The 26311-nt window shown below is 55.4% G+C and carries 18 protein-coding genes and 2 tRNA genes; 10 read left to right on the forward strand and 10 right to left on the reverse strand.

Annotation, left to right across the window (positions count from 1 at the left end; all coding sequences use genetic code 11):
* Positions 1-422: 422 nt before the first annotated feature.
* Both DMG62_16050 and DMG62_16055 read left to right on the forward strand, forming a co-directional pair.
* On the forward strand, positions 423-665 hold the full coding sequence (locus tag DMG62_16050) for a type II toxin-antitoxin system prevent-host-death family antitoxin (GenBank protein PYY21914.1): 243 nt from the start codon (positions 423-425) through the stop codon (positions 663-665).
* Positions 661-1083 (forward strand): VapC toxin family PIN domain ribonuclease, encoded by a 423-nt coding sequence (locus DMG62_16055; GenBank protein PYY21915.1) that lies wholly within the window; start codon positions 661-663, stop codon positions 1081-1083. Before DMG62_16050 ends, DMG62_16055 begins: the two co-directional genes overlap by 5 nt.
* Before the next feature lie 125 nt (positions 1084-1208).
* On the opposite strand, the gene DMG62_16060 is transcribed toward DMG62_16055, so the two are convergent.
* Positions 1209-4649 (reverse strand): polysaccharide deacetylase, encoded by a 3441-nt coding sequence (locus DMG62_16060; protein PYY21916.1) that lies wholly within the window; start codon positions 4647-4649, stop codon positions 1209-1211.
* Positions 4650-4779: 130 nt separating this feature from the next.
* Between DMG62_16060 and DMG62_16065 the strand changes: the two genes are divergently transcribed.
* Positions 4780-6159, forward strand: coding sequence for a hypothetical protein (locus DMG62_16065; protein PYY21917.1), 1380 nt, complete (start codon positions 4780-4782; stop codon positions 6157-6159).
* A gap of 25 nt (positions 6160-6184) precedes the next feature.
* Here the strand turns inward: DMG62_16065 and DMG62_16070 are convergent, their stop codons facing one another.
* The 3 genes from DMG62_16070 to DMG62_16080 form a co-directional block, all read right to left on the reverse strand.
* Positions 6185-6463, reverse strand: a complete 279-nt coding sequence (locus DMG62_16070; protein PYY21918.1) for a hypothetical protein — start codon at positions 6461-6463, stop codon at positions 6185-6187.
* Positions 6464-6607: 144 nt separating this feature from the next.
* A complete protein-coding gene (locus DMG62_16075) occupies positions 6608-7198 on the reverse strand; it encodes an outer membrane lipoprotein-sorting protein (protein ID PYY21946.1) in 591 nt (196 codons plus the stop codon).
* A gap of 233 nt (positions 7199-7431) precedes the next feature.
* Positions 7432-7725, reverse strand: coding sequence for a hypothetical protein (locus DMG62_16080; protein PYY21919.1), 294 nt, complete (start codon positions 7723-7725; stop codon positions 7432-7434).
* A 349-nt stretch (positions 7726-8074) separates the two neighbouring features.
* On the opposite strand from DMG62_16080, the gene DMG62_16085 reads away from it, so the two are divergent.
* Both DMG62_16085 and DMG62_16090 read left to right on the forward strand, forming a co-directional pair.
* Positions 8075-8566, forward strand: coding sequence for a hypothetical protein (locus DMG62_16085; GenBank protein PYY21920.1), 492 nt, complete (start codon positions 8075-8077; stop codon positions 8564-8566).
* On the forward strand, positions 8566-8976 hold the full coding sequence (locus DMG62_16090; protein ID PYY21921.1) for a response regulator: 411 nt from the start codon (positions 8566-8568) through the stop codon (positions 8974-8976). Before DMG62_16085 ends, DMG62_16090 begins: the two co-directional genes overlap by 1 nt.
* A 59-nt stretch (positions 8977-9035) precedes the next feature.
* Here the strand turns inward: DMG62_16090 and DMG62_16095 are convergent, their stop codons facing one another.
* A complete protein-coding gene (locus DMG62_16095; GenBank protein PYY21922.1) occupies positions 9036-10322 on the reverse strand; it encodes a serine--tRNA ligase in 1287 nt (428 codons plus the stop codon).
* Between the two features lie 102 nt (positions 10323-10424).
* Here DMG62_16095 and DMG62_16100 point away from each other — a divergent pair, with 102 nt between their 5' ends.
* The 4 genes from DMG62_16100 to DMG62_16115 all read left to right on the forward strand — a co-directional run bounded on the left by DMG62_16100 (position 10425) and on the right by DMG62_16115 (position 13671).
* The gene (locus DMG62_16100) at positions 10425-12074 is read left to right on the forward strand and encodes a phosphodiesterase (protein ID PYY21923.1); all 1650 of its coding nucleotides are present in this window, start codon (positions 10425-10427) and stop codon (positions 12072-12074) included.
* A 222-nt stretch (positions 12075-12296) separates the two neighbouring features.
* On the forward strand, positions 12297-13244 hold the full coding sequence (locus tag DMG62_16105; GenBank protein PYY21924.1) for a dihydroorotate dehydrogenase: 948 nt from the start codon (positions 12297-12299) through the stop codon (positions 13242-13244).
* A gap of 202 nt (positions 13245-13446) precedes the next feature.
* Positions 13447-13521: transfer RNA gene (locus tag DMG62_16110), tRNA-Gly, on the forward strand.
* 75 nt (positions 13522-13596) lie between these two features.
* Positions 13597-13671, forward strand: a tRNA-Cys gene (locus tag DMG62_16115).
* A gap of 174 nt (positions 13672-13845) precedes the next feature.
* Here DMG62_16115 and DMG62_16120 read toward each other — a convergent pair.
* From DMG62_16120 to DMG62_16140, 5 genes are all read right to left on the reverse strand, one after another.
* Positions 13846-15111 (reverse strand): cupin, encoded by a 1266-nt coding sequence (locus DMG62_16120; GenBank protein ID PYY21947.1) that lies wholly within the window; start codon positions 15109-15111, stop codon positions 13846-13848.
* Between the two features lie 413 nt (positions 15112-15524).
* Entirely contained in the window at positions 15525-16646 is a 1122-nt protein-coding gene (locus DMG62_16125; protein PYY21925.1) for a hypothetical protein, read from the reverse strand.
* A 449-nt stretch (positions 16647-17095) separates the two neighbouring features.
* The gene (locus DMG62_16130; GenBank protein PYY21926.1) at positions 17096-20677 is read right to left on the reverse strand and encodes a hypothetical protein; all 3582 of its coding nucleotides are present in this window, start codon (positions 20675-20677) and stop codon (positions 17096-17098) included.
* A gap of 190 nt (positions 20678-20867) precedes the next feature.
* Positions 20868-21986, reverse strand: a complete 1119-nt coding sequence (locus tag DMG62_16135) for a LacI family transcriptional regulator (protein PYY21927.1) — start codon at positions 21984-21986, stop codon at positions 20868-20870.
* 154 nt (positions 21987-22140) lie between these two features.
* Positions 22141-23193 (reverse strand): endo-1,4-beta-xylanase, encoded by a 1053-nt coding sequence (locus DMG62_16140; protein PYY21928.1) that lies wholly within the window; start codon positions 23191-23193, stop codon positions 22141-22143.
* Between the two features lie 271 nt (positions 23194-23464).
* Here DMG62_16140 and DMG62_16145 point away from each other — a divergent pair, with 271 nt between their 5' ends.
* Positions 23465-25984, forward strand: coding sequence for a glucan 1,4-alpha-glucosidase (locus DMG62_16145; protein PYY21948.1), 2520 nt, complete (start codon positions 23465-23467; stop codon positions 25982-25984).
* Positions 25985-26311: the final 327 nt, after the last annotated feature.

A 26311-nucleotide genomic window follows, 5' to 3' on the forward strand; every position in this document is an offset into this window, starting at 1 on the left:
GAAGATAATTCAAGATGCCATGAGTGCGAGATTTTTGCAAGACCAAATTGAACGGAAGAAAGGCGAACGCGAAGGTCACGAAGTCAAAAGAAAAGGTCACAAAGAAAGCTTCGTGACCTCATCTGTTTCCTTCGTGACCTTCGTGTTCGCTCCTGGTTTTGAAGTACTCAATCTCCCCCATGAGACAGCGCCGCCGTCCGCTCCAGCTTTTCTCAGGAAAACGCGCGGCCATCGATCGCGCGCTTGATGGTCTTGAATAGCACCGCTGAGAGCACCTGGCGGTACGTGAAGCGCTGGATCCACATATCCGCCAGGAGCCAATAATCTTCGTGCTGTCGCGGATCGCGGCGTTCTAACGCAGATGCCGACATTGATTTCGCCATCAACTAGTTGATAAACTGGTCTATGGAAAAGAAAGCACAATGACTACCGTAGGCGCCTTTGAGGCAAAAACAAAGCTGAATGCTCTTCTCAAGAAAGTTGCAAAAGGGGAGACGATTCAGATCACTCTCCGCGGCGTTCCGGTGGCGAAGCTTGTTCCTGCCGGTTCTGAGGAGGCGCAAGATCCGCGCGACATCGTGCGTGACATCCGCGCGCTCAGAAAAGGCGTGACGCTGGGAAAAATACAGATCCGGGATTTAGTCAGGGAGGGGCGACGACATTAGGCACACCAAGAGGCTGGTGCTTGACGCGTCGGTCGCCGTCGCTTGGTGTTTTGCAGACGAGGCTACCTCCTTTACCGACGGAATTCTTGACCTGCTGGCAAACGGAACGACGGTGATGGTCCCGGCGCTTTGGCCGCTTGAGGTGTCGAATGCCATATTGAGCGCCGAACGCAAGAAGCGGCTTACGGTGGCGCAGGCTACGGCATTTCTTCGTCGCGTGTCGGGACTTCCGATCTCACTCGACGCGATGCCGCTGGGGCATGCCTTCAGCGAAGTTCTCTCTGTCGCACGGCAGCACCAGCTTACGGCATACAACGCTGCATACTTGGAACTCGCACTTCGCCAAGACCTTCCCCTGGCCACTCTCGACGAGCCCCTTCGACGTTCCGCGCGGGCTGCCGGCGTGGCGCTGATGTAGGTCAACCCCCGCTGAACGAGGCGAACACGAACGTCACGAAGTCAAAAGAAAAGGCCACAAAGAAAGCTTCGTGACCTCATCTGTTTCCTTCGTGAGCTTCGTGTTCGCTCCTGGTTTTGAAGTACTCAATCGCCTCCATGAGACAGGGCCGCCGTCCGCTCCAGCTTTTCCCAGGAAAACGCGCGGCCATCGATCGCGCGCTTGATGGTCTTGAACAGCACCACTGAGAACACCTGGCGGTAGGTGAAGCGCTGGATCCAGATGTCGGCGAGGAGCCAATAATCTTCGTGCTGGCGTGGATCGCGGCGTTCCAGGGCGAAGGCTAGTGATGACGCGAGGAAATCGATGATCAGGAAGCTGACGAAATAGATCACCAGCTTCTGGAAGGTTGCGGGATTGGCGGCGTAGGGATGGAAGTGGCGATCGATCAGATACCAGACTGCGCTTACGATGAACATTACATCGATCAGCGGCGAGACCAGTGGAAGCATGATCTGGAAGATGACGATGTTGGGGAGCGCGAACCAGCCTAGCGCGCCGCGGCGGAGCAAAGCTCCACGGTTTTTCCAGACGGCCTGGAGAATGCCGAACGACCAGCGGAAGCGTTGGCGCATCAGGCCGCGGGCGCTTACCGGGGCTTCGGTGTAGGCTAGCGCGCGGTCTTCGTAGATGACGCGGTAGCCGCTGCGCAGGATATTCATTGTGAGATCGGCGTCTTCGGCTACGGTGATGGCGTGATAGCCGCCGGCTTTCTTCACGATCTCGGTGCGCCATGCGCCCAGTGCGCCGGGGACGACCGTGACGGCGCCGAGCAGGTCGAGCGCGCGGCGCTCGAAGTTCTGGCTGGTGATGTACTCGAGAGCCTGCCAGCGCGTCCAGATATTCACGCGATTTCCCACTTTGGCATTGCCGGCTACGGCGCCGATGCTGCGATCGGCAAAATGCGGAATCAGGCGGGCGATGGCTTCGCGGGCGATTACCGTATCGGCGTCGATGCCGATGTAGAAATCTTCGGTCACCTGCTCGAGGCCGTAGTTCAGGGCTTCAGCTTTGCCGGAATTGGGCTTGGTGAGAACTACTACTTTCCCGGCGCTAATTTCATTTTGGAACTTGCTGGTGGCGATCTCGAGCGTCCGATCCTTCGAGCCGTCGTCAATGACGATCACGCGCAGGTTGCGATAGCTCGACGCCAGCACCGAGCGAATCGTGCGCTCGATGACTTTTTCTTCGTTATACGCGGGGATCAACACTGCGACCGCCGGCCTGAAGGCGGGATCGAGGTTTTGCGACGACGAGCCCCGAATGCGGTCGATGGTGGCGAGCGCGCCAATAATAAGGAGGCGTCCGGTCATGAGGATGTCGCCGAGGAAGAAGATCATCTGCACGCCGATGAGGACGATGCTGAACATCCAGAAGGCCAGGTTATCGACGCGCGCTGCCCACACTTCGCGCGGCGTGGTGAGCGGCGGCATCACCTGGGCGCGGGTCTGGTCGATGAGTTTCGAAACGGGAACGATCTCGTAGCCGCGGGCGCGGATGCCGTCGATGATCAGCGGGAGGGCTCTCACGGTCTGCGAGCGGTCTCCGCCGCCGTCGTGAAGAAGAATGATGTTGCCCTTGTCGAGATCTTTGAAGACGTTTTCGGCGATCTCGGCTGCGCTGTAACGCGGGCTTAGCGACCAGTCGCTGGGGTCGATCTTGTCGCCCACGGTGATGTATCCCATGTCCTGGGTGAGCTCGAGCGGCTTGACTTCGTCGGCGGTGTCGGGCTCCTGGTCGATCGAGTAGGGCGGGCGGAAGAAGATCGGCTTTACGCCGAGCTTCGCAGCGAATAAGCGCTCGGTAACGTTGATTTCCTTTTCGAAACGCCACGTGGAGATTTCGCTGATGTTGGGATGCGTGAGCGTGTGGTTGCCGATCTCGTGGCCCTCGTCGTTGATGCGCTTTACCAATCCGGGATCGTTCTCGGAGGGAATGCCGATGAGGAAGAATGTGGCGGGCGCGTGCTTGCGCCTGAGTATGTCGAGTATCTGCGGGGTGTAGGTTGCGTCGGGACCATCGTCAAAGGTGATCGCGATCTTCTTCTCTTTATAACCGTAAGCTTCGAGTTGATAGGGATTCGGCAGCCTGGTGAAGTGCTCGTCGGTGACGAGTTCCGTATCGGGATCGACCGTCACCACGCGCTTGCCCGGCGAGGGACGCTGCATGATGCGCAGGATCTCGCCCTGTCCTTCGATGGAAACATCCGGACCAGGGGGAACTTCGGCGAGTTTGGTTGCGGGATCGGAGGCGCGAGGCTTGTCCCAGATCTCCCAAAGTGAACGATCTTCGGAGCCGAGGCGCCACAGCGCAAATGTCCGGATGCCGAGATTGCGCGCGGCGCGCATTTGATTCAACGCGGTGACAGCGTCGAGAAACCAGATCTGATGCGTGGTGCCGTCATCTTCGTCATACGCGAAGTGGGGATTCAGTGAATCGGAATCGAGATCGATAGGCGTTTCGGATTCGGCGGAACGAATCCACGCATCCTGCACGGAGAGGTTGCAGACGTTGGAGTGAGTGCCTTCAGGACACTCGACCGGCTTGTTGCCCCACTCGTATCCGTAATTTCCGATGGCAACGATGAGTTTGTCTTTGGGAATAACTTTCAGCGCCTTCTGAATGTTGCCGACAAAGAAGCTGTGACTGGCGACCGGTCCGGCTTTGCTCTCCGACTGGTGCTCGTCGTAATTCATAAGGATGAGGCCATCGGAGTTGTCGGCGAGGTACTTGTAGTTGAAGTCGTCGTCATCGGCGGGGACGTTGATGTACATCTTCAGTCCGCGGGAGTGGAGGTCGGCGGCCATCTCGCCAATTAGCGCGTTGAAGCCGGGCTGAGCGGTGCGGGGAAAGTCCTCAAAGTCGACGGAAACGCCCTTGAACTTGGCGTCGGAAGAGAGAAAAGTGAGCAGTTGATGGCGGAAATTTGCGCGTCCATCGGCGTTATCGAAGAAGTCTCCGACGTTGTGAAGCCATTTTCCCGAAACGGGATCAAAGTTATTGACCAGCGGAAAGACCTCGACGTCCGCCTTGGTTTGGCGAATTAGCGGCATCACCTGGTCGTCAACCTGGTGAATTGAAGTGCCGCTAACGACGTCGAACATCTCGTTTGTGAGCGCGTCGGAGCCTTGCATGCGTCCGTCGGGCGTCAAAACGTGCAGCCATTCGGGGTATAAAAGGTCGATTTGACGAAGATATTCCTTCAGTGAAGAGTAACTACCTTTGTCCCAGGTGACGTAAAAGGCTGCGCGTAAGCCTTCATCTTCGTTTAATGGAACCTGGGAAGGCGGCTTTTTGGTCTTGCGATGCGATCCGTGAGCGGCTCCAGCATGCTTTTTAGTGTCGCGCACAGGCTTATAAGCGCGCTTGATTTCCGGCCAAATCGTCTGCGGTAAGGCTTCAGAACGCAGCGCTGTGTACATAAAAACGGCGGCGACAAGCGTTATTACGAGCCCGGAAAGGCGCAAAAGCAGGCGCAGATTACGCCATCGCTTGAGTTGTGGGTCGTAAAAAACCGGCTTGGCCATGCGGAATTAGCGCCCGAGCTGCTAAGCTTTTCAGCTTCTAAGCGTTGTTTATGTCACGAAAAGTGCGCCTGGAAGATGTCAATTTCGCTGTTTAAAGCTTAGCAGCTTAGAGGCTTAGGAGCTTAGCAGCTTGTTTTCGCGCAACAAACGGTACTTTTTAGTCCTTATTCTGCTGGGTTTAGCGCTGCGCGGATACTTCCTTCACTGGCATTTTCTCTTCCAGGGCGACTCATTAGTGTATGGCGATTTGGCCAAAAACTGGCTTCTACATGGCGTTTATGGCGTCACGGACAGCGGGCAAGTGGTGCCGGTGGATATCCGAATGCCGGGATATCCAGCGTTTTTGGCGGCGATTTTCCGCTTATTTGGAGTTGAACACTACGGCGCAGTAGTGCGGGTGCAGGTCGGAATCGACCTCTTTACGTGCTTTTTGATTGCGGCAGGAGCGCGCAGATTGTGGTCTGAGCGCGCGGGAAAAGTCGCTTTTGCGCTGGCGGCGCTGTGTCCATTTACCGCAAATTACGCCGCTACGCCTCTAGTAGAGACCTTAGCGATCTTTTCTGCGGCGTTTGCGCTGTTTTTTGCGCTGCGTGCAGTGCAGAAAATGCGCGCTGCGCCGTCCTGGGACGTCGCGCATTCGTTCGCGGTTGCCGACTGGATCCTTTCCGGATTGGGAATTGCAGTGAGTATTTATCTGCGTCCAGATGGCGGGCTACTGCTCCTAGCAATCGCTTTGTACCTTCTTTGGACGGCAATTTCGGCGCGGGAAATGGAATTTGTGTGGGTTGGCGTGCTGCTGGGAGTCGTTTCTTTGCTTCCATTGTTGCCTTGGACGCTGCGAAATTGGCGCACATTACAGCAAATCGAGCCATTAGCGCCCTTTTACGCGGAAATGCCGGGCGAATACGTGCCCAAAGGATTCAATCGCTGGACGAAAACCTGGATCGTCGACTTCATATCCGTCATGAATGTGTACTGGAATGTGTCGGCGGAAGGTCCGGGAGAAGCGGTTGATATCAGCAATATCCCTGCTCGAACCTACGATAATCCAGCGCAAAAGCAGCGTACGGAGCAGCTTTTCGCTCAATACAATGAGGCTTTGACACTGAGTCCCGAAATGGATCGAGCTTTTGCCGAGCTTGCAGATACGCGTATTCGTGAGCGTCCCTTGCGATATTACGTAGCGCTGCCGCTGGCAAGATTGGCGGATATGTGGCTGCGTCCGCGGACAGAGATGCTGAATCTGCAGCTTGATTGGTGGAACTGGGAGGATGTTCCGCAGGAATCAGCGATATCGGTGGCACTCGCGTTGCTGGACGTCTTCTACATCGTCGCCGCGTTGATGTCAGTGCGGCGCAAACTGCCGGGCTGCGGAATGTTATGGATCTTGATCGTGTGCCGCTCAGCGCTGCTGGCGACACTTCCTAATCCTGAACCGCGGTACACGCTGGAGTGCTTTCCGGCTTTGCTGATGTTGGCGGGGGTCGGCTTGGCAAGAAAGACTGATTAACGTTGGTTAGGTCGTTCCAGCAGTCTTAATCCGCGACTGGCCGATCCGACATGCGGAATTGCGTTCGGAAATGCTCGGAGAGCAGGCCGATGGCATCCCGATTGGCGTCGGCACCGGTCTGCACCAGATATTTCATGGCTTCGACGAGCAATTTCTGGCCCTGAATGTAGCGTCTATCACTGATGCGCGGAGTGCGGCGCCGCTTCGGGTCGGGGACTACGGGGAGGGTAAATAGTCTGGCCAAGCTCGATTCCTCAAATATGCGGGAGTGGATGATGAGAGTGTTAGGAGTCAAAAACTCCATCTTCCGTTGCCCAGTATAGGTGGGCATCTACTCGGATGAAAGAGACTTTTTGTGAAGTAACTGTCAGGTAACGCTCATTAAAACAACGCGCAGTGAATACTGCAGTCCGGAGGACCAACCTCCAATTGAGATTTGTGTGACTGTTTACTTTCCTTTAACTGTCTTGACGCTTCCAGAAGTATGCAACTTGAAAGCATCGTCAGGAACTTTGCCGTTCAGCTTGATATTGGTGTAGTGCGCAATGCGATAGTCGCCAGAAGGCTCCAAGAACTGCTGTTTCAATGAGATGCCGCGCGGCGCGTCAATCCAGATGACGATCTGGCTGAACATATTTTTGACGTTCGGCGCTTTCGGGGCCAGCTCCAGCTTGGCGGTTTTCACGCCATCCACATCTTCGTCACCGCCGAACTTCACGTCGAATTGCTTGAGCAGGTCGTGTCCGCCTCCTCCAAAGCCGAGTACTAGGAAGCTTTGAAACTGGTCGCGATTCTTGCCCGCGTCGTATTCGTTTATCTGCTGGATCCTTGGCTGATAGAGCCGAACCTTGCCGTCGGCGTAAAGTACATACTTCTGTTCCGGCGACTGAATGTTGGCCATCATTTGTGTGTCGCCTTTGCCGGTGCGCCGATAATAGACTTTCCCTTTCTGGGTATCGGTCTCGTTCACGACTTTCTGGTATTGATCCCAAACAAAGTCCGCCTCTGCATTACGGAACTGTCCCGACGCCGTATCCATCTGCTTTAGCACAGTTTCAAGTCGAGAATTATGGTCAGCCGCTCCGGCGCTCCTCGTTTGTGCGAAAGCAGGGAGACACGAAAGAATCGCAAGCATCAGAGTGCCCGCAAGCAGGATTTCGCGTAGGTGCGCCAGTGCTGTGCAGCAAAGATGAGTATGAACGGGATGACGCACGATGCGCATGACTCTCCTCTTAAAGGTCTAACCCGAAGAAGCTCTGTTCGATTCGGAGTTTACAGGCGGCGTGCCCAGACCCGATAACCGGTGACCTTTCCCGAATTGTCGCGCAAGGCCTCGTAGCGCGTGATCTCAATGTTTCCGGCAATCGGCGTCAGGGTTTCCTGAAGCGCCTTTTGCGCATCGGATTCGCTGGCAGCGACGCCCGACGCGTTTAACTCATAGACAAAAGCATCAGGGCCGGTGGAGCGAACAACAATCTCGTTGGGATGCAGGCGCAGATAGTTGGGGCTGTCCTTGAAGATACTGTGCGGGGTAAGAAAGATGAAGGCGAGGATGACAGTGACCATCACGTCGTAGTGAAATCCGCCGCGCGGGTGTGTCCACAGAATGTAGCTCTTGATGGTCTGACCGGGAGTCAGGAGATGTTTCCTCTATGGATTAGTGTAGAACCGGGTAGCTGAGGCTGGCAATCCGGCAGAACTCTCAGACTCTCGTGCTCGAGCTAATCGCTCAAAGCCACTCGGCCAAACCTTTAAATCCAGCAGCGCGGGCCGAGGAATGAGCAGTGCTGCAGATATCTGCTTCGCTCCTTCTACTCTGGATTTTCCATGTCATTGGCCCAGTTTCGCGTGCTAAACTGGGACCCTTAGTTCCCGGCCCAGCCTTGTCTTGGAGCCCGGTCTCTTCGTCTAGCGATTGAAAGTTTTTCTGATTTTCCTCTGGCCGGGAAAGCAGAATCGAATTGTGAAACGCAAGAATGGCGGCAAGATCCTCGTCTCGATCTGCTGCGGAGTGTTAGTAGGTGCAGCTGTAGGAGCCATCCACTGGGCGATCGTTCCTCATGAACGTGAGCTGATAACGCACATCTTTCTTGCAGACCTGGTAGCGGCGCTGAGCACGATGATCGTTTGCCTGGCGATCCAGCTACGGCAGGAAGAAGTCCATTTCGCCAGCGCCATGTCGCGCGCCGCTATCGTTTCAGAATTGAACCACCACGTAAGAAATGCGGTATTTCCGCTGTGCCTCGCAGTGCAGAAGTCCGGGGACAAAGACGCCTCTCAGCTCGCTAATGAAGCCGTAGAGCGCATTAACGTCGCCCTCAAAGAAGCGACGGCCGATGCCATTTCGGGACGCGCGAGCTACGCCGAAGAGGCGGGAGCGAAGAACGGGAGTCTGCTCATACACTGATGTTTCGTGCCCTTGTAGTCGACGACGAATCTTCAATTTTGGGGCTTCTCAGAACCGTTCTGGAACTCGCCGCGTTCCATGTTGAAACTGCTACTTCCGCCAAACTAGCGACTACGCTCCTTGCTCAAGACAGCTTCGAAGTCGTTCTTACCGACATCCGAATGGAGACTCCGACGGCAGGCTTCGATGTGATTCGAGCGGCTCGCAAGCTTCAATCCCGGCCTGCGATCGCAATCCTCACCGCGCATCCAATCTCACCTGCTGAATGGAAACCTTCCGGAGCAGATGCACTTTTCATAAAAGGCAGCGATCTGATCAATCTTCCCGACAAGCTAAAGACGCTGATGAAGCAACGGGCGCAAAGGGAGACAGCTTCAGAACCTGTTCTGCGGCGCTCCGTGAATCAATAGACTTTCCAAGCAAGCATTTGTGGCGCGGCGGCTTCGGCTGTGGATGCCATTCGCGCATTTCATTTCCTACACGCGACGATTCTTTCTGTTCCCATATAGGGCCGCAGCGCTTCTGGAATCACAACGCTGCCGTCTGCTTGCTGGAAATTCTCAAGAATCGCTAGCCAGGTGCGGCCTACCGCCAGCCCACTGCCGTTAATGGTGTGGACGAATTCGCTTTTCTTTTTACCGGCCGGCCGAAAGCGAATGTTTGCCCGACGGGCCTGGAATGCCTCGAAGTTCGAGCAGGAAGAGATCTCGCGGAACAAATTTTGGCCTGGCAGCCAGACTTCGATGTCGTAGGTCTTAGCCGAACCGAATCCCATATCGCCGGTGCAAAGCGTCACGACACGGTAATGTAATCCGAGCCGCTGCAGCACGACCTCAGCATCGCGAGTCAACTTCTCGTGATCGTCGTACGAACGGTCGGGGTGCGTAAACTTTACTAGCTCGACCTTCTGGAACTGGTGCTGGCGGATGATGCCGCGAACATCTTTGCCATAGGATCCAGCTTCGCTGCGGAAACAGGGCGTGTAAGCGGTTACCGAAATGGGAAGACCATCTTCTTCCAAAGTCTCGTCGCGATAGAGATTCGTCAGGGGAACTTCAGCAGTCGGAATCAGCCACAAGTCATGTTCCTGAAGCTTGAACAGGTCGCCGGCAAACTTCGGCAAATTTCCGGTGCCGTACATGGAGGCCGAATTTACCGCGTAGGGAGGCAGCACCTCGGTGTAGCCATGCTGTTCCGTATGAAGATCAAGCATGAAGTTCGCGAGGGCTCGCTCGAGTTTCGCACCTAAATTCCAGTAGACGGCGAAGCGCGCGCCTGAGAGTTTGGTAGCACGCTCAAGATCGAGCACTCCGAGTTGCTCCCCCAATTCCCAGTGTGGTTTCGGCTGAAAGCTGAACTGCGGCGGAGTCCCCCACCGCTGTACCTCGACATTGTCATGTTCGCTCCGCCCAATCGGAACGCTGGAGTGGGGCAGGTTGGGGATCTGCGCCATCACCCCGCGCAGCTCTTCTTCCAGTTGCGCTGCCACTCTCTCCTGGCGCTCGCCTTGTTCGCGCAAAGACTTGGTCTCTTCCATTAACGCGGTGGCATCCTCGCCTGCACGCTTGCGACGTCCAACTTCTTCCGACTTCTTATTGCGCTCGGCTTTGAGAGTTTCCGCAGCCGTAATCGCCTGGCGCCGTCGCGCATCGAGATCGCGAAATCCTCCTAGCAGTTCTTCGGGATTCAAACCGCGCTGGCGGAGCTTCTCCTCCACTTCGGGCAAGTGCTCGCGGACATAATTGAGATCGAGCATAGGAGCACTAATGTATCAAGTTTGGTCAGGAGGACTGGGGACTCGGGTGATCGGGCCATCGGGTGCCCGATCACCCGATTCTTAATTTACAATTCGCTCGCAATGAAATCTCGATCTCGTCTTTTCCTGGCTCTCAGCTTCTTCCTAATCGCTCCCGCCTTTGGCTCCGCCTATCAGAATCGTCCCAAACTGATCGTAATAATCATCATCGATCAATTCCGCGGCGACTATCTCGAACGCTACTACAATCGCTTTGGCGAAGGCGGCTTCCGCCTGCTGATGGATCACGGCGCCAATTTCACTGACTGCCACTATGACTACGCAAATACCCACACCGCTCCTGGACATGCAACCTTGTTTACCGGAGCGTACTCGGATGGACATGGCATTGGCGGGAACGAGTGGTGGGATCCGGCGCTGCGCAAAGTCGTAACCTCGGTCGAAGACAGTCGTTACCAGACGCTTAAGCCCGGTGGATCAAACGAGACCGGAGTCTCGCCGCATAATTTGCTTGCCGACACAATCGGCGACGAGCTGCGACTCGCCACTGCTGGGAAGTCGCGTGTCTTCGGAATTTCGCTCAAAGACCGCGCCGCTGTTCTTCCTGCCGGCTACTCCGGCAGCGCCGCCTATTGGATTGATCACGAAGATGGCGCTTGGGTGAGTTCGAGCTACTACATGAAGTCTCTGCCACCGTGGATTGTGGCATTCGAAGCGAGCGGCCCAACCAAAAAATATTTAGATAAAGAGTGGAAGGGAGCAGATGGTTCGGTTCTCGACAGCACTGCGCCCGCCATGAACGCTGCCGGACAACGACTCGGATTTTACGATCTGGTGGGCAAGACTCCGTTTGCCAACGATTATGAGTTCGACTTCGCCAAAGAACTTATCCGGCAGGAAAAGCTGGGCAGTGGATCGACGACGGATTTCTTGAGCGTCAGTTTGTCGGCAAACGATATCCTTGGACATCGCGTAGGACCTGACAGTCCCAAAATGGAAGCGATGGCTCTGGCGCTTGATCGCGAACTGGCTGAGTTCTTCGCGTTTCTCAAGCAGCAGGTAGGCCTCGAAAACGTTTGGATCGCTCTCTCCGCTGATCATGGCATCGCGCCGCTTGTGGAAAGCGCACAGACAATGCATGTTCCGGCAGCACGGCTGAACTCAGCCGGCATGGCTCAGGAAATTAATTTGAAACTGGCAGAGCGGTTTCCTCAAGCCACAGGCGGACCACGCTGTTTGCGACCTGAAGACGCCAAGCTCTGGCATCGCGAGAACACGCCGGACTTCGTAGCATCAATAAGCTGGCCGATTGCTTATCTTTGCAAAGACGATTTCGACGCTCTAAAGATCAATGAAGCGCAAGCCGAGCAAACAGTGGGCGAGGTTTTCAAGCAGCTCGGCTCCTTGCCGGCCGTTTATACACGGACGCAGCTCACGGAGGGCGCGGTCCCTCAGACCTCTTATGGGAAGCAGTACCTGCACAGTCGCGCAGAATACGGCGGGTGGTATGTATTAGGCGAGCTGCCGCCCTTCGTCGTAGGCAACGCCACCGGGACTGACCACTCTACGCCTTACAGCTACGACACTCATGTCCCACTCGCGTTCTACGGCACTCCCTTCAAGCCGGGAACATATCGTTCCCATGCGGAACCAGTGGACATGGTTTCGACGTTTAGCACGCTGCTCGGCATCGAGCGGCCGACGCACTCGATTGGTAGAGTGCTCACGGAGGCCCTGAGCACGTCGCGATGATATGGTTCCGGGCCGCTCTCGGCCGGTACACTGCTGAAATATCCAGGAAAGCATTGGAGCACAAGCGTGCCTTCCGCAGATACGATTGCCGGGGGAGCTGCCTATTCCACTCGACCATCTAGATGTCTTTAGCCGTGTACCGGAGGAGGGCGGCCGGAACCACGTAATCAGAACCAGATTTTCTCCGTGACTTCGTGCCTCCGTGGTTAAATCGTCTGTAGGATGAGCTCCCTCGCACTGCCGCGTAGCGGCCCCGACCTGAGCATCACTTTCTGTGGTATCACCTTTAAAAATCCAATTATCGCGGCCAGCGGAACGTTCGGATACGGCGTTGAATTCGAAGACATCGTCGCGCTCGACAAGCTCGGTGGATTCGTCGTCAAAGGACTATCACGCGACCCAATGGCCGGCAATCCGCCTCCCCGGATGTTTGAAACCGCCGCTGGCATGCTCAACGCAATTGGCCTGCAGAACATTGGAGCAGTAGCTTTCCTTCGCGATAAACTTCCCATTCTGGCACGCAAGAAGAACATCGTAGTGATCGCGAACGTCTTCGGCTATACGCGGGAGGACTACGAAGCAGTAATTCGCGTTCTCAACGAAAGCGAGAGCATTGCAGCTTACGAACTTAACGTCTCTTGCCCGAACACAAAGCAAGGCGGCATCAGTTTCGGCAGCGATACGCATGCGTTGGAGGAAGTAGTTTCAAGCTGCAAACGGCTGGCGCGGCGTCCGCTGATCGTAAAGCTTTCGCCCAATGTGACCAGCATTCCTCTCATGGCCCGAGTAGCCGAAGAAGCCGGAGCCGACGCGCTCTCGCTTATCAATACTTTCACCGCGCTCGCGATCGATCCCGAAACGCGCAAGCCCCGAATCTCGAACTTTACCGCCGGCCTATCTGGTCCCGCAATCAAGCCAATCGCGCTCCGTATGGTGTATGAAGCCTCCAAAGCGGTGAACATCCCAGTGATCGGCATGGGCGGGATCGCAACCGGGAGTGACGTCGTTGAATTCCTGCTCGCAGGCGCTGCCGCAGTTCAGGTTGGGACGGCAAGCTACTTCGATCCGTGCGCGACAGAACACATCATCGATCAACTCTATCGCTGGTGCTTCGAACATCGCGTGAGAGATGTGAAGGAGCTGATCGGGGCACTGCAGGTGGAGGCATAGGACAATCGGGCGATCGAGCGAAACACGCTGTCGGCTATCGGCTGTCAGCGTTCGGCCCGTAAGGGTTGTGTGTAGCGGACCAAAACGGCCTCCCGGCAGAACGCCGAAAGCGAATTGCCGACGGCCCCGCCTATACATCGCGATCACCGGCTCTGCGCCATGAGTGCTTCCATCTTCTTTGCTATAATTTAGCTAGTTCCGAGCGGGAGTAACTCAGCGGTAGAGTGCGACCTTGCCAAGGTCGAAGTCGCGGGTTCAAATCCCGTCTCCCGCTCCAATTTCGTCAAGTTCTAGTGTCGACCCTCGCTGTTGGCGAGGGTTTTCGGTGTCTGAAGCCGATTCAGCGACACGGGGCGCGGTACCCAAGTGGTAAGGGAGAGGTCTGCAAAACCTTTATGCGTCGGTTCGATTCCGACCCGCGCCTCCATTTTCTTTATAATCCGCTCGGCTCGTAAAGATGGCTGTCCGCTTTCGGCGATTAGCGCTCGGCCACTTTACTTTTTCGTGAACTAAATGGAAGCCTTAACTGGCCAACTTTAGCTTTCCTGAACGGAACTCTTAACTGGCCGAACGCCGAAAGCCGAGTGCCCGACAGCCATCTCTATTCCGGCAAAATTACAGCCTTTTCCTTCGGAATCGCTTCATAAGCGGTCTTATCAATGTTCAGGTGAGCCATTACCAGCTCGGGAGGCGTGTGCGCCAGCCATTCGGAGAGCGATAGATCCTGATACCTACTTGCCTTAAACATTTCAAGAAAACGCAGATCGGTATTGCCGGTGTTCTCAATGTAGTGGGGCAGCGTGTTTTGCACATAGCCGACATCGCCGCCTTCGAAATCCATTGTGCGGGCGCGATGTCCGGTGGCAAGTACTGTCATTCTGCCCCTGCCGCTGATGAAATACTGCCATTCGTCGGCGTTCGGATGCCAATGGAGCTCCCGCATGCCGCCGGGATGGATGGTCACGATGGCGGCAGCAATCGTCGTTGATGCTTTGAACGTGCTGGAATCGACGATGAGAACTTCTCCGCCTCTGGTCTTTTTAGTTGGAGTTTGCTGACGCGTTCGAAACGAGAAGTCATGAGGAGAGGCGCCGAGTCTTCCCGCAGCGATCCTTTGATCCTCTTGCAGCGAATCTGGCACTGCGGCCTGAAAGATAAAGAGCTCGCCGTTGAACATCTGGCCAACTGATTCTTTCGACATTCCGAAGTTTTTTGCGAGGACCTCCTTTGGCGTGTGGGTCACGATGTCGGACAGCAGCACGGTGCCATATTCCGAGAAGTCGCCATCATCGAACACCAGCAGAAATTCTGCGCCATCAGGTCCGAGTCCCTGGATTGAGTGAGGAATGCCCGGCGGAAAATACCAGAGGTCTGCTTCGCCCGTGTCGCGAACAAAGCTTCGACCATCGTGATCAACGGCCGTGATTCTGGCGCTGCCGTACAGCATGAGGGCCCATTCAGCCGCGGTGTGCCAATGGAGCTCGCGGATGCCGCCAGCCGTGAGTCGCATGTTGACTCCCGCCATTGACTTCGATACTGGCAGTTCTCGCACTGTGACCTCGCGCGACCAGCCTCCCTCAAATACCCGGCGATTCGAAAGAGAGAATGGATATTTGAAGGTCGGCACGCCACCAGCGTCGGTCACTGGCGGAACATTCACATCCGCGTTTGCCGCATCGAGCGACTTGTTGGTTGGACCGGGATCCGAAATTCGATTCGTTCTGCCCGTCTTTACTGCTGGAGCAGCAGATTGTCCTGACGCAACATCCGTAGCTGCGAGAATCCCCGCCACGCCAGTCACTGCAGCCGATCCAAGTTCCAGAAAACTGCGACGGGAAATCTCGGTATTGTGATTGTTGTCGTCCACCACTATGGGCACCTCGCTTGTAGCCTATGGATTTTGCGCTGAGTTTACCGCAGTGTTTCCAGGAGAATGAAGCGCGCCGCTAGTCTATATCCGTGGGACAAGAACAAAGCCAGAACTGGCCAATTTGTCCCGGCAACGATGCGCCCGAATAACTATCTCTGGCGAAGAATCAGCCCGGCCCACCAGAGGACTGCTAGACCGGAGTGCCGCTAAGAATGCGCCCATCATTAGGCGCCCCTCCGGAGCGGGAGAGAACATCAACCCTACTCCAAATCACAAAGAACACAGCGATCGTTATTCGTATCGATAGCCACGTATTCATGAACAGTCACCTACCTCTTTTGCTTGCCGATGAATTGTTTCGATTTCTGACTAGGTGGCATCTGGTTTAAAGCGTCGCGTTTCGTTCTTTATCATCGTGCCTGTGGCAGGGAAGGCATCTTTGCCGCCAGGTCCTCATCTTCTTTCTTATAGTGCTGCTCTACCTTGGCGAACTCCGCCTTCGACTCTGCCGTCTTGCCTTGTGCCTGGTAGATACGCGCTAGTCGATAATGGGCGTCGGGCTCGGATGGATCGAGTTCCATGGCTCGTTGAAGTGCGGCGATTGCGTCAGGGTAGTTCTTCTGCCGGGAGTAGATCGCTGCCAGGTCCATGTAGGCGAGCCGGAGATCGGGCTTGAGCTGGAGCGCTTTTTTCAGGAGCAGTATCGCGCCTTCGGCGTTCTGATGTCTCATCTCGACATCGCCCAGGTAAGCGACTGCCTGGGCGTGAGTTGGGTCATTGATCAGCTCGTTGTTGAATTCCTGCTTGGCTTCATCAAGCCGGTTCGCTTTTAAATAAAGATAGCCAAGTCCGAAATGGACATTCGGCTCCCGCGGGCCGACAGTTGCTGCTGCCTGAAACTCGGAAATTGCATCGACTGTGCGATCCGAGCCGTCAAAGGCCTCGCCCAATAGCATGTGAATGGCGGCTGAGTCTGGGTTTATCCGCAGAATGTGATGGAACGTATCAATCGCGCACGGATAATTCTTCGTCTGCAAGCAGCTCTGCGCCAATGTCTGCTGCAACTCGATGTTCGACGGATCTGCCTTCGCAGCAACTCCCAGAGTCTTCACAGCCGCCGTAAACTGCTTGGCTCCGTAGTAGCTCATTCCGAGCAGCGTTCTTGCCTGCATATTTTTCGGATCGGCCGCCAGCGCCGAGCGAAACGGCGCGATTGCTTCCTGGAACCGGCCCAGCTTGAAAAGAGCCAATCCAAGATTGAGTTGAATGCCGGCCAGCTTCGGATTGAGCGCGAGCGCTTTGCGATAGGCCCCAACTGCCTCTTCGTATTTGCTCTGTTTCGATAAAACCACGCCTAGGCTGGCGAATGCTGCAGCGTCACGCGGATTCTGCTCCGTTACTGCGCGCCACGCCTTGGTGGCTTCGGGAAGTCTTCCTTGCTGCTCCAACATCAGGGCCTCGGAAGGAGTGGCTTGTGCATGCGCAAGCAGGGCCGAGAAAAGCACGAATGATATGGATACCAAGAATCTCATGCTCGGATGAATAGGTGAGTCTCTCACAATGATAGAGACACAGCATGCCGCAGGCTTGTCTCAATCTCCGTTTTTTAGTTCGCGAATTTGGACAGCTCTGCCCGCCAGACTCAGGACCAATACCATGTCTCTGCGCTGGAGACGGGCAATGTGAAACCGAGGACACCGTCCTGGGTACGCCGTTGGCAAATAGGGAGCCCTGGGAAGCGGCACTGTTTGGGGACGAAACCAATGCCGTGCCTCCGGCACTCCGATCTTTCCTTTTCGACCCAGCAGTTCGTGCTGGGCTTTCTCATACCGTCGCTCCGCGACTCTTGGGCTGGATAGTCAAACCAGCCTTTGCGCCACAAACAGCGATGCAGCGTGCTGCGTCTCTGCCGAATGAACACAAAGAAAAACCCCGCCTGTGGCCGAACAGGCGGGGCGTGCGAGGGTTCTATACAGAGAGGCTAGAAGATCACCTTGGCTCCCAGTTGAAGAGTTCGGGCGTCATAGGCGCTTGTGATCTTGCCCACATCAGTACCGCCGATTGCGCTGTTGACGCCTCCACCGTTTACGTCTCCACGGAATTGGGTGTGGTTCCAAATGTTGTAGGCCTCGAAACGGAGTTCGGTATGTAGACGCTCAGTGAAGGCGATGTTCTTGAAGAGAGCCATATTCCAGTTGTCACGTCCGGGACCGCGCAACGCGTTTTTTCGCATGTTGCCGAAGATGGCGGTTGTGCTGCCCGGTATGAGGTTAATGGCAAAGGCTGACGGATCGAACCACTGAATCGTGTTGTTTCCACTCGACAGCGTTGCGGCTGTTTTCGGGTAGCTGATTGACCCAATCTGATTCGGCCGGACAGCGCAGTTCTGAACCGTCTGGCAGACATTGTTGCCGCTGACTCCAAGGTTAAGCGGCGCTCCCGATTCCATGGTCACGATTCCTGACAACTCCCATCCGCCGACGGTGTTCTTCAGCAGCGCGTTGGAACTGGAGCGGAAGAACGGAACGTTGTAGATGAAGTTGACGAAGGCAACATGCGTACGATCGAAGATCGATGGACCCCAATCGTTTTTCCAGCCGAGATACGGATTCGATGTGTTGTTGAGATCAAAACCATCGCCGCCGGTTCCGGTGGTAGGATCCAGAGCGCGAGACCACGTGTACGCCCCCTGCAGCGAGAGGTCACGTATCTTGGATCGCAGCTCTACCTGAAGTGAGTTGTAGTTCGAGTTCGCGCCGTTTTGGTTTAGGTTGATGCTCTTGTAGCCCAAAAAAGGAACAACCCGGTTGTACTGCGAGGCTGCCGTTGAATTAGTGATAAAGCTAGGCAGTAAGCTTGCATTTGGCAAGTTGAGTTCCTGGCGGAAGCTCAAGTACCGGTTCTGGTTTCCTACATAGGACGTGGACAGTACAGTTTGCCGTCCAAGCTGGTGTTGAACGCCAAGACTGTATTGATAACTGGTTGGATTCTTGTAGTGCTTGGCGTCGAGCTCCTGAAGATTGTTGACTGTTACCGGAAGCGTCGCTGTACTGATATTGGCATTGGTTTGATCTACCCCGATATGCGGATCGGAAAGCGAGACATTGCTTAGCGAAGCCGATCCACCGAATAGATTATTGCCTCCAGCCTGGTACATGTCATTGCCCTGGATTCGTTCGAACATGATGCCGAGCCCTCCACGAAGCACCGTTGTTCCATGTCCAGTCAAATCATAGGCAAAGCCCAGCCGCGGTCCCCAGTTGTTCCAATGATTGTCCACTAGGCCATTGGTTACGCCCGGAGTCTTGCCCGGCACCCCAAGACCATTTGCGTACTGCAAGAGCCCGTTGAGTGCGGGATTGGGACCGGTTGCCAGAGCAGGGCTCGCAGCTGTGCATGAAGAATTCGGAATACCAGCTCCAGAACAAATCTGTGTGCCGTTTGCGTTCGCGAACAGAGGCGCATTGGCGAGATTGTAGAGATCCGGGTAGAAGTTCGACATCTGGCCGTTGATTTCCGCCGTGTGCGGAATTCCATCCCAACGCAGGCCGAGGTTGAGGGTCAGACGCCTGGTGGCTCGCCAGTTATCCTGAACATATCCAAACCAGGAAACACTGTTCCAGTTTCGGTCGTCTTTGAGGGCAGCTTCGCTGTAGCCGCTGGAGAGGCCAAGCAGGAAATCGGCAAAATCGTAGCCGGTGAAATTCCCGTTAAATCCGAAGTTGCCCTGGGTGGTTGTCTGCAATGGTTGCAGCTTGCGGAAGTTCAACCATCCGCCGCCGAACTTCCACTGATGAGTTCCCCTCGTCCAGGACAGGTCATCGCGAATTTGATAGCTGTCGGCAACATTGCTCCATGGCCACCAGTTCGCGTCGTAACGCGATCCTGTCTTTCCACCCGCGTTCAGGTTGATGATTGGAGTGACGTCGGTCGTACTGCCAAACAGCTTATGCTGCGAGAAGCCCGTATCGGTCAACTTGTACTTGCCGGCAGGAAGAATGTTGATGCGATTGCCGCCATAGTTGAACGCTACTTCGTTGAGTAAGGTCGGGCTAATGATATTCGTTGCATGAACGACCGCGCTGTACGAGGGATTGCCGAATGTGTCGTAGACAGTAGGCAGGTTCGCGCCACCGCTCCAGCGTGTAGGAATATCGGTCTGCAGAATCTGTTCTGCAATGAAATGCCCGAAGACGGAAAACTTTTCGTTGAAGGTATGGTCAATCCTGACCAGTTCCTCTTTCACGTTCGTGGGCGAATCCGCGCCGCCAATGAATGTCCGCCCCGAAGTGGGAGCTGGGAATATTCCAGCTTTTAGCAACGCCTGCGCATTGACATCGAGCAGAGATGCGGCGATGGTGTTGTTGGGAAAGGGTTGGCCCGAACTAAGACGCGCAGCGGTAAATTTCGCCTGCTGCGCGGAAGAAAGCGTGGAGAAGTTCGGTACGTGCAGGTTCGTTTGGCCGGTATTTAGAACGCCGCCGAAGTTGAGAGCTTCGTTCATGTTTCCGGCATACGTGCTGGGGAATGGGACATTCGTCCTCAGGGCTCCACCCTGGATCAGATCGCGCCATTCCATGTTGTAGAAGAAGAAAGTCTTGGGATCGGAGCCGCTCTTGAACTTCACTGGCCCACCGACGTTGAAGCCGTAAGTGTTAAACCGCAGCTTCGGCATCTTGTTTTCTGAACCATTCGCGTTAAATCTGGGAGTGAAAAAGTTTCGAGCGTTGAATGCATCGTTGCGCCCGAACCACCAGCCCGAGGCATGCAAGGTCCTGGTACCGGACTTGAGCGCTGAAGTCACGGTTGCCGAAGATGACAGCCCATATTCCGCGCTGTAGTTGGACGTCAACTGCCGGAACTCGGCAATGGCATCGATCGAAGGCATCACAATCGCGCCGGAACCACCTCTATCTGCAGCTTCTGCGCCGTCGATCATGTACAGATTATGGGCCACACGTTGACCGTTGAAAGCAACGTTCTGGTCGCCGCCCATCGGAGTCGGAACCTGAAAGTCTCCCTGCAGGCTACTCGCCCCCGGAGTGAGATTGACAATTGAGTAGAGGCTGCGGCCGTTGGTCTCGAGCTGCGTGATCTGCTCACCAGTGATCACGCTACTGACTTCGCCGCTGTCGGTCTTGACCGCAATGGAAGCCGCTTCGACTGTGATCGAGGTCTGAGTTGTGCCAACCTTCAGACCGAAATCGACGCGCCGGCGGTCTCCTACGTTCAGAACGACGCCGGTCGTATCGGCCAGACCGAAGCCGGCCGCCTGGACCTTGACATCATACGTGCCGATCGGAAGCGCGGTTGCCACATACTGCCCGGCGTCATTGGTGGCAAGATTACGAACCTGCCCGGTCGCCATATTCGTGATTGTGATCGTGGCATTTGGGATGACAGCGCCTGAGCTGTCGCTGACCGTGCCAACCAGTGTGGCTTCCTGCGCGAGGGCCTGAGTTGCAAGTATTCCCAGAAACACACTGAGGGCGAGGAGAAGGTGCCTGCGGCGGGACGTCGCGGCCTGAATAAGTCTCTCGGCATGCGTGGACGAAAGCTTCATTGCCAGCCTCCGGAATGGAGATTTTGTGCTTACGACATATCGACTAAAACCTTACAGATCAAAATCTAAATCGATTTAGATTTTCTCGGCTGGAAACTCTGGCATGGGCTGGGTATTGTTGTCAAATGTTTTTTGCGAAGCCATCTCTCTTTTATCGCAGCTGGCTCGGCGATGCGACGACGTGTGGATTCTACTCGCCGACGGCGTTGTGACCTTGCGAGTTACTGATTGGCGTCTTTTTTGCGCCGGCTGCCAAAGCGCGCGTCGATTCACGCACGACGAGCATAGGTTCCACCAGGATTTCACGGGACTTTTCTTCAGAATTTTCGATCCGCTTGATTAGCGTGCTGGCCGCCAGCTCACCCATCCGGATCAGCGGCTGGCGAATGGTCGTTAATCGGGGAACGTTGAAGGCGGCTTGGTCGATATCATCGAAGCCGATCACCGACACGTCTTTGGGAACCTTCAGGCCGGCATCGCGAAATGCCCGGATCGCTCCGATGGCTGAACCATCATTGAAAGCAACGAGCGCTGTGAAATCGCGTGAAGCCTTCAACAGCTCTTTGGCTGCATGGTATCCCAAATCGGCCATCGTGGTGTTATTGCACTCGGGATACTTGCCAAGACTGCGGGTCAATCTCGGCGCGATCGGGATCTTGAGGTCCGCGGCAGCTTTCTGCACGCTCTCCCAGCGATCGTCCGTATCGCCGTTGCCCTCAGGACCACGGAAGAATGCGATCGTACGATGTCCCAACGAGCGAAGATGCTTTAGAGCTAGACGGGCGGCGCGAGCGTTGTCGATGACGATACTGCTCACGTCGGGAGCTTCCGTGATGTCAGAAACCGCAACCACGGGTACAGGTAGCCGCCGCCCGAGTGGAGTGTTGATAAAGATCATGCCCTCGACACCGCGATCCAACAGCGTGTCGGGCGATTTCTCAATCAGCTCCGGTGCGCCGCGGTGGCTGACAACGAAGTAGAAGTATCCCTGTTGTGCGAGACGTTTCTCAATGCCGCTAATCAGCGATGACGAAAATTCGTCGCCGATATCCGGGACCAGCACGGCGACACAGTAAGTGCGTTTTCCATGCAAGTACCGGGCAAAGACGTTGGGTCGGTAATTGAACTGCCGCACCGCCTCCCAAATTCGTTGCTTCGTCTTTTCTGCAATGGTGGCAGCCAGAGGAGAGTCGCTGATCACGACGGAGATGGTGGTGGGCGAGAGATCCAGATGTTTGGCGAGATGCTTGAGCGTTACTCGATCGCCGTTCCCATTACGGGAGGTAGAACTATGATTTCTTCCCGCCATTGGCCTTGAGTCTTGGTTCCGAGAGTATCACGATTCGCAGCATTAGCCTGACATGCAGAAGCCAATCAGGCAAGCATCGACGCATAATTGTGGGCCCTTTTGTCGCATATTCGAGCGATTTGACGCGCAGGCTATGGGAAGGTTCGAACATCTTTTACCGCATTCCAGAACCATGTCGTGAGAGTAGATCCAAAACCACGCCATAGGCCGGCTTGGGACGATACTGCTGGTCGAAGAGAGTACCCGCTCCATATCCCGGGAAGGAGCGGGTAATCCAGGAGTGGGCATCGCTAAACCCCCATACCTGAATTGCCGTGCAGCCGCGCACTGCCAGACAAGCCCGAACGACGTTGCCGTATTGTTGCGCCTGCCGCTCCAGATCATGCGGATTGGCCTGTCCAGCGCTGTCCAAGGGGAGGCGTATGTCGAGTTCGGTAATTTGGACCTCAAGTCCAAGATCCGTAAAGGCACGCATAGTCCTTTCGAGTCTTGCTAAAGCGGTCGAATCCAGAGCGAAATGACATTGGAATCCGATGCCATCAATCGGCACGCCGCGTTTCTTGAAGTCGCGAGCCATGGCCAGAATCGCTTCGAATTTTGGACCACCGCCTTCGAATGCGTAGTCGTTGTAGAACAGCTTGGCCTTGGGATCAGCCGCGTGAGCGAGCACGAATGCGCGTTCGATGTAGCCGTACGGACCTTCGGCTCCGATTCCGGGTGAGTCATACCAGATCGTCGACCGGAGGCTACCATCTGGATGAAAAGCTTCATTGACTACGTCCCATGCATATACCGACCCGGCAAAGTGCTTAACCACCGTTTGTATGTGATCAGCCATGAGCTGCGAAAGTTCATTCCACGTCCAGTTTCCACTGCCGAGCCATTTCGGGACCGCCTGATGCCATAATAGAGTGTGGCCGCGAACTGCCATCTTGTTCTGTTGCGCAAAACGAACAAGTTCGTCGGCGGGCCCAAAATCAAATTGATCTCGCGCCGGGCGCAGTAAGGACCATTTCATTTCATTCTCGGGCTCAAGCTGATCGAACTCACGCGCCAGCGTCGTAGCATAGCGGCTGTCCTCGATGATGAAGCCCGGTCTGACGGCGCTTCCAAGATGTATCTTGGCGTGGGCAGCGTTGCGCAGAGTTCTCGTATCTGTAGAACTTCCGAGCAGGCAGACTACAGCGGCCACAGGTAAGACAAACATTTCGAGCTGACTCCTTCGTTCCTTTAGTTTGCAGCGCAAACTAGGTCTTGATCTTCTGCTCTGTCAAGTGTTTTACTGAACGGCCTTTGGAGGAACTCGTCCAATCGTGAGAAACCGACGATCTTTATCGATGGTGAACAGTCAGCTATTGGTTTTTCTACTCTCGCTCGTACAATGCTCCGCACTTTTCGCGCAACAATCTAACTCGGATTTCCCTTACAAGAATCCTGACCTGCCGATCGCACAGCGCGTTGATGACCTGATCTCTCGAATGACGCTCGAAGAGAAGGTCTCGCAGCTCGGCCACACCGCAGATGCCGTTCCCCGATTGGGAATTCCTGAGTACAACTGGTGGAACGAAGGATTGCACGGCGTAGCGCGAGCTGGTAATGCCACCGTCTTTCCGCAGGCGATCGGCATGGCGGCTACCTTCGACGAGTCCTTAATGCATCGCATCGGAAATGTTATTAGCACGGAATTTCGGGCGAAGTACTATCACGATCAGCATCCCGACGGCAGCACTGACTGGTATCGCGGTCTGAGCATCTGGTCTCCAAACATTAACATCTTTCGCGATCCACGCTGGGGGCGCGGCCAGGAAACTTACGGTGAAGATCCGTTCCTGACTTCCCGAATGGGAATTGCATTTGTCACTGGTTTGCAGGGCGACGATCCCAAATACCTGAAAACAGTTGCCACTTCCAAGCACTTTGCTGTCCACAGCGGACCGGAGCCAACTCGGCACAGTGTCGATGTTAAGGCCTCGCGTCATGATATGGAAGACACCTATCTTCCCGCATTCCGCGCAACCGTGGTCGAAGCCAAAGCGCAGTCGGTGATGTGCGCGTACAACTCACTCAACGGCCAGCCGGCCTGCGCGAACACCGATCTGCTCGAAGAGCACCTGCGGCACGATTGGGGTTTTCAAGGATACGTAGTCTCCGACTGCGGCGCGGTAACGGACATCTTCAACGGGCATCACTTCAGCAAATCCATGGAAGAAGGCGTGAGTGTGGCGCTCAAGACAGGCACCGATCTTATCTGCGGCAATCCCCGCTCGCGCGTAAAGACTGAGCGCGACGCGATACTCCAAGCGGTTCAGCAGGGCCTGATGACTCAGGCCGATCTGGATCGTGCTCTGCGTCGATTGTTCTCAGCGCGTTTTCGTCTAGGCATGTTCGATCCTCCCTCGCTGGTGCCCTATTCCAACATTGCTTTTGAGGATAACGACAGCGAAGCTCATCGCCAGCTCGCGGTGCAAGCCGCGCGTGAATCGCTCGTCCTCCTGAAGAATCAGAACCACTTTCTGCCACTCGGGAAGCGGTACTCAACGATCGCAGTGATTGGTCCGGACGCAGATAATCTTGATGCCCTGGTCGGCAACTACAATGGAACGCCGTCCAGGCCGGTGACGATCCTCGAAGGCATTCGCCGCCGCTTTTCACAATCGAAGGTGATTTACGCAGAGGGAACAGGTCTTACTGGACCTGTGATGCATGCCATTCCTTCCGACGCTCTTTTCACTGACAATTCCCGAAGAGAGCATGGGCTTAAGGGAGAGTACTTCGCAAACGTCGAGTTGAAAGACGCGCCGGTCATGACTCGCACTGATAGCACGGTGAACTTCGCCTGGGGAGATCAGGGAATTTCGCCGCAGTTGCCGAAGAACTATTCCGTACGCTGGACCGGCGTTCTCGTTGCACCGCAAACTGGCGACTACCTGATCGGATTCGCTGGCCAGGACGGATTCCGTCTTTGGGTGGATGATCAGTTGATCGCGGAAGAATGGACGATTCATCATCCTGCCGACACATTGACGAAGCCGATGCACCTCGAGAAGGGCCACGCGTATAAGGTTAAGATCGAGTATTTCCAAACGATTCGCAGCGCTGAGGCGCGCTTTGTCTGGAGCATGCCGGGGCAAGACGGGAAGGATGCTGTCGATGCCGCGCAGCAGGCCGATCTCGTCATCATGGTGCTCGGTCTCTCGCCACGCATTGAAGGCGAAGAGATGAACGTTCACACCGAAGGATTCGCCGGGGGAGATCGCACCAGCCTCGATCTACCTGCGCCGCAACAAAAGCTTCTTGAACGAATTCACGCGATCGGCAAGCCGATCATTCTGGTGCTCACGAGTGGAAGCGCGGTGGCCGTAAATTGGGCTGATCACTATATTCCCGCGATTCTTCAATCCTGGTATCCGGGAGGGGAAGGTGGAACGGCGGTCGCGGAGGCGATTGCCGGAGACTTCAGTCCCAGCGGCCGGTTGCCGATAACGTTCTACAAATCGGTTCTTCAACTTCCGCCATTCGAGGACTACTCAATGGCCAACCGAACCTACCGCTACTTTCGCGGCGACGCTCTGTATCCCTTCGGATACGGCCTGAGCTACACAACGTTCGCATATCGCAACCCGGAGGTCGACAAGCAGAGCATCGCTGCCAATGAGTCGGTGACGATCTCCGTCGATATCGCCAACACCGGCCGGAGAGAAGGTGATGAGATCGCGCAACTATACATAACCCATAACGGGATTGCCGGAGCGCCTCTGCGTGCATTGCAAGGCTTTCAGCGTGTACATTTAGCGCCAGGCGAGCAAAACAGGGTTTCGTTTAGGCTGCGGGAGCGCGATTTGAGCGTTGTGGATCAAGATGGGAAACGCCGTATTATTCCCGGAAAGGTCAACGTGTGGATCGGTGGAGGACAACCCATAACGGTGCCGGGCAGGCCCCTGCCCCCTGGAGCGAGAGCGCAGTTCACAATCACGAGTGAAGCAACTTTGCCCGACTAAATGGCCGACACATTGCCTCTGGAAAACACCGTGCTACTCTCTGCAGCTTCGAGCTGCACCAAGACGAACAGCGAATTAAACAGTGAATTTTTTCGCATCGGGACAGTAGAGCAACGGATAATTTCTCGCAACTCCCATTATGGCAATCGATTGCAGCGACCTCAACTTCTTCGAGCACACGTCAGAACAGTGAATAACAGCGTATAAACAGCGAATTTTAAGATCGCAAATCCGTTGCTCGCCTTGCGCACTCTTCTCCCGGTCCCGGCAGCTTGGTTTCTATTCTGACAAAAAAATTGAGGAGTTGCCAAGCGAGGGCTCACCTGG

This window comes from Acidobacteriota bacterium (genome assembly GCA_003225175.1).
GTDB lineage: Bacteria > Acidobacteriota > Terriglobia > Terriglobales > Acidobacteriaceae > Gp1-AA112.

Excerpts from the sequence above, each read along its gene's own strand:
- DMG62_16050 (PYY21914.1), top strand. The coding sequence starts at position 423 with ATGACTACCGTAGGCGCCTTTGAGGCAAAAACAAAGCTGAATGCTCTT.
- DMG62_16060 (PYY21916.1), bottom strand. The coding sequence starts at position 4,649 with ATGGCCAAGCCGGTTTTTTACGACCCACAACTCAAGCGATGGCGTAAT.
- DMG62_16070 (PYY21918.1), bottom strand. The coding sequence starts at position 6,463 with ATGGAGTTTTTGACTCCTAACACTCTCATCATCCACTCCCGCATATTT.
- DMG62_16075 (PYY21946.1), bottom strand. The coding sequence starts at position 7,198 with ATGGATACGGCGTCGGGACAGTTCCGTAATGCAGAGGCGGACTTTGTT.
- DMG62_16080 (PYY21919.1), bottom strand. The coding sequence starts at position 7,725 with ATGGTCACTGTCATCCTCGCCTTCATCTTTCTTACCCCGCACAGTATC.
- DMG62_16090 (PYY21921.1), top strand. The coding sequence starts at position 8,566 with ATGTTTCGTGCCCTTGTAGTCGACGACGAATCTTCAATTTTGGGGCTT.
- DMG62_16095 (PYY21922.1), bottom strand. The coding sequence starts at position 10,322 with ATGCTCGATCTCAATTATGTCCGCGAGCACTTGCCCGAAGTGGAGGAG.
- DMG62_16100 (PYY21923.1), top strand. The coding sequence starts at position 10,425 with ATGAAATCTCGATCTCGTCTTTTCCTGGCTCTCAGCTTCTTCCTAATC.
- DMG62_16105 (PYY21924.1), top strand. The coding sequence starts at position 12,297 with ATGAGCTCCCTCGCACTGCCGCGTAGCGGCCCCGACCTGAGCATCACT.
- DMG62_16125 (PYY21925.1), bottom strand. The coding sequence starts at position 16,646 with ATGAGATTCTTGGTATCCATATCATTCGTGCTTTTCTCGGCCCTGCTT.
- DMG62_16130 (PYY21926.1), bottom strand. The coding sequence starts at position 20,677 with ATGAAGCTTTCGTCCACGCATGCCGAGAGACTTATTCAGGCCGCGACG.
- DMG62_16135 (PYY21927.1), bottom strand. The coding sequence starts at position 21,986 with ATGGCGGGAAGAAATCATAGTTCTACCTCCCGTAATGGGAACGGCGAT.
- DMG62_16140 (PYY21928.1), bottom strand. The coding sequence starts at position 23,193 with ATGTTTGTCTTACCTGTGGCCGCTGTAGTCTGCCTGCTCGGAAGTTCT.
- DMG62_16145 (PYY21948.1), top strand. The coding sequence starts at position 23,465 with ATGACGCTCGAAGAGAAGGTCTCGCAGCTCGGCCACACCGCAGATGCC.